This is a genomic window from Streptomyces sp. SID5910, assembly GCF_009862125.1.
Taxonomy (GTDB): Bacteria; Actinomycetota; Actinomycetes; order Streptomycetales; family Streptomycetaceae; genus Streptomyces.
Map to the genome: position 1 here is coordinate 1 of NZ_WWHX01000644.1, position 3,629 is coordinate 3,629.

At 74.1% G+C, this 3,629-nt stretch carries 3 protein-coding genes; all 3 read right to left on the minus strand.

The window, feature by feature from the left end:
• On the minus strand, nucleotides 1-311 hold a 311-nt coding region (locus GTW67_RS22760), incomplete at its 3' end, for a hypothetical protein (protein WP_161166665.1).
• Nucleotides 312-378: 67 nt separating this feature from the next.
• Nucleotides 379-1,854, minus strand: coding sequence for a hypothetical protein (locus GTW67_RS22765; RefSeq protein ID WP_161166666.1), 1,476 nt, complete (start codon nucleotides 1,852-1,854; stop codon nucleotides 379-381).
• Between the two features lie 155 nt (nucleotides 1,855-2,009).
• Nucleotides 2,010-3,629, minus strand: a 1,620-nt coding sequence (locus GTW67_RS22770) for a glycoside hydrolase family 65 protein (RefSeq protein ID WP_161166667.1), incomplete at its 5' end; no start/stop codon positions are given.

Below are 3,629 nucleotides of genomic sequence, written 5' to 3' on the forward strand. Positions count from 1 at the left end.
GCCTCGGGGTCGACCGGTTCGCCCTCGCCGCCGGGCTTGTCGCCGACACCGTCCCCGTCGGGCGCGGACACGTCGGGCACCTCCTGGGACAGCCGCTGGTCCAGGGTCTCGCCGTCGTGCTGCTCGGCGGCGGTGGTGCCGTACTTGGTCACGCCGAGGGGCTTCTCCGGCGGGGAGTAGCCCTCGTCGAGCGTGTCGTCGTAGTCCCGCTCGTCGACGGCGTCCTGGAGGTCGAGGGGCGCGGCGTCCTCCTGCTCCTCGTTGGTTCCGGTGGGCTGGTAGGCGTCGTCGGCCATCGGGTCCGTGCCCATCGCTGCCTCCTTGCGCGTGCGTCGGATCGGTCGTTCGGTCCGGTTCGCGTTTCCCGATCCGCGATCTTTAACCCGGGGGTGCGACGCGGATCTCCAGGTCCCCGACGCGGTACGGGGCCCAGGAGCGGGCGTAGGCGGGCGGGGTGCCGCCGGGTGCGGTGACGGCGGCGACGGGGATCCGGCGGGCCGTGTCCAGGATCTCGGCGGCCGTGGTGTTCTCGTTGTTGCCGCCGGTCGCGCCGGAGGAGCAGCCGGTGTAGTAGCCGATCGGGATGGCCTCGTGGCCGGTGAGCAGGCAGGGCGGGCGCACGCCGAGGCGGTGCAGTGCGCCGGCGGTGCGGGCCCAGTCCTCGCGGCTCTCGGCGGTGCGGTCCACGGTGTAGACGAGGACGACGAGCTGCACCGCCAGGTGTCCGGCCAGCGCGAGGGCGACCAGCGGGGCGCCCACCGGCCGCCAGTGGCCGCGGGGGGTGCGGGCCAGGTGCCACAGCGCGTCGGCGACGGGGACGGCAAGGAGGGCGTAGGCGGGCTGGAGGAAGCGGGGCGCCGCGTAGCCGATCATGAAGAGGTACGGCACGGCGGCCGTGGCGGCGCAGGCGAGCGGGACCAGCGTGCGGGCGGTGCGCCGGGCCCGGACGGCGACGGCCAGTGCGACGAGGGCGACGACCGGCAGCAGGACCCACCACGCGGTGATCACCGGGGCCGGCATCGACCCGGTGCACGGGCGGCACAGGGCGCGTCCGCCCAGGCTGCGCAGCTGGTCGTCGAGGGCGATCTGGAGGCCGAGTCCGCCCTGGATGCGGGAGGCCTCCGCCAGCCGCTCCGCGAGGCCTCCGTACCAGGCGTACGCCTCGATCACCCACTCCGCTCCCCCGGCCACGAGGCCCCCCACGAGGGCGAGCAGCAGCCGTCCGTGCCGGCGGACCAGGGCGAGTGCCAGGAGGGGCAGGACGACCCAGACGGCGTCGGAGGGCCGCATCCACGCCATGAGCGCGGCGCCGCCCACCACTCCCCACAGGGGCCCGGGCGCGGGCCGTTCGCGCCGGGCCCGCAGGAAGCAGCCGACGCAGATCAGGGCGCCGATGCCGACCCAGTAGTTGGGCATGGCCTGCGGACCGTAGAAGAGGGTCACCCACAGGGTGGCGAAGAACGCGCCGGCGGTGGCCAGCACGCCCACCGGGGACAGGCCCCGCCAGGCCCGCAGCCCCAGGTAGAGGCCGGCTCCGGAGAGCACGGCGAGGTAGACGCGCAGCAGTGCGGTGGACGACGACCAGGACGCGACGGGCGCCACGAGCAGGGACACGCCGCGGGAGCGCGGGGCGCTGAAGAAGGCGGCCGGGTGGTGGGTGGTGACCTGGCTGACGTAGACGATCTCGTCCCAGCCGAGGCCCAGCGAGGGGCGGACGAGCAGCAGTTGGGCCAGGGTGAAGACGGCGGCCACGGCGGCGAGCGGGGCGTGACCGCCGAGGCGCCGGGAGGTGCCCGACGGCGTGTCGTCGCGTCGCCGTCCGCCGGTGAGCAGGGCGCTCGCGCCGTAGGCCATCGTGCTCCCCTTCACCCCCGCCGCCCGCGGGGCCGCTCGAACCTCGCCTCCTGCCGCCGTCGACGGGAGTCCGGAAACCGGAGACGGAGATCAAGCTAACCCGCACGGAACGGACGCGCAGGGCGAATTACGGCCGACCGGTCCGCCCGGCCGGTTCAGCGGGCGTTCGGGCGGCGGTGCGGGGGCTGCTCGGGCGTCGGGCGCCGCTTGGGGGCGGGGATGGGGCGGGTGACGGGGCCGTTCCCGTTCATCAGGACCGGCTTGCCGTGGTGCCGGATCGTCAGGGGGTCGCCCATCACCAGCGTGTACGTCGCCTTGTCGGCCTCGATCTCCACGCTCACGCACCGCCCGCGGAACTGGAGCCGGAAGGCCAGCCGGCTGAACTTCTCGGGCAGCCGCGGCGAGAAGCTGAGGCTGTCGCCCTCGCGGCGGGTGCCGCCGAACCCGGCGACCAGCGCCATCCACGTCCCGGCGAGGGAGGCGATGTGCAGCCCGTCGCGGGTGTTGTGCTCCAGGTCGGCCAGGTCCATCAGGGCGGCCTCGGCCGCGTAGTCGTAGGCGAGGCGCAGATGGCCCGTCTGGGCGGCGACGACGGCCTGGCAGCACGCGGACAGGGACGAGTCCCGCACGGTCAGCGGCTCGTAGTAGGCGAAGTTGCGGGCGATCTGGTCCTCGTCGCAGTGCTCCTCGAACCAGCTGCCGCAGGTGTACATCGCGAGGACCAGGTCGGACTGCTTGATGACCTGCTTGCGGTACAGGTCGAAGTAGGGGAAGTGCAGCATCAGCGGGTACTGGTCCGCGCCGGTGTGCGCGAAGTCCCAGCGCTGGTGGCGGGTGAATCCGGCGTGCTGCTCGTGGACGCGCAGTTCGTCGTTGTACGGGATGTGCACGCTCTCGGCGGCGTCCCGCCAGGCGGCGCTCTCCTCGTCGTCGACGCCGAGCCGGGACGCGTGGTCGGGGTGGCGTTCGCAGGCGTCGGCGGCGGTGAGGAGGTTGGAGCGCGCCATGAGGTTGGTGTACGTGTTGTCGTCGGTGATGGCGCTGTACTCGTCGGGTCCGGTGACGCCGTCGATGTGGAAGACGCCGTGGTGGTCGTGGTGGCCGAGGGACCGCCACAGCCGGGCGGTCTCCACCAGGAGCTCCAGGCCCGTCTCCCGTTCGAAGTCGGTGTCGCCGGTCGCCGCCACGTACCGCACCACCGCGTGCGCGATGTCGGCGCCCACGTGGAAGGCGGCCGTGCCCGCCGGCCAGTAGGCGAAGCCCTCCGAGCCGTCGATGGTCCGCCACGGGAACGCGGCTCCGCGCAGGCCCAGCTGGGTGGCGCGGTCCCGGGCGGCGGGCAGCGTGTCCCGGCGCCAGCGCAGCGCCTCGGCGACGGCCCTGGGCTCGGTGTAGGTCAGCACGGGCAGCACGAACATCTCGGTGTCCCAGAACGCGTGTCCGTCGTATCCGGAACCGGTCAGTCCCTTGGCGGGGATGGCCCGCTGCTCGGCGCGGGCGCCGGCCTGGAGCACATGGAACAGGGCGAAGCGGACGGCCTGCTGGATCTCCTCGTCGCCGTGCACCTCGACGTCGGCCCGGGCCCAGAAGTCGTCGAGGTAGGCGCGCTGCTCGGCCACCAGCCCGTCCCAGCCGCTGTGCCCGGCGGCGGCCAGCGCCGCCTCGACCTGGTCGCTCATCGCGGGCCGGGAGCGGGCGCCGGACCAGCCGTGGGCGACCGTCTTCTGCACGCGCAGCCGCTGGCCCGGCTCCAGCACGGAGGTGATGGTCAGGCA

Excerpts from the sequence above, each read along its gene's own strand:
- GTW67_RS22765 (WP_161166666.1), bottom strand. The coding sequence starts at position 1,854 with ATGGCCTACGGCGCGAGCGCCCTGCTCACCGGCGGACGGCGACGCGAC.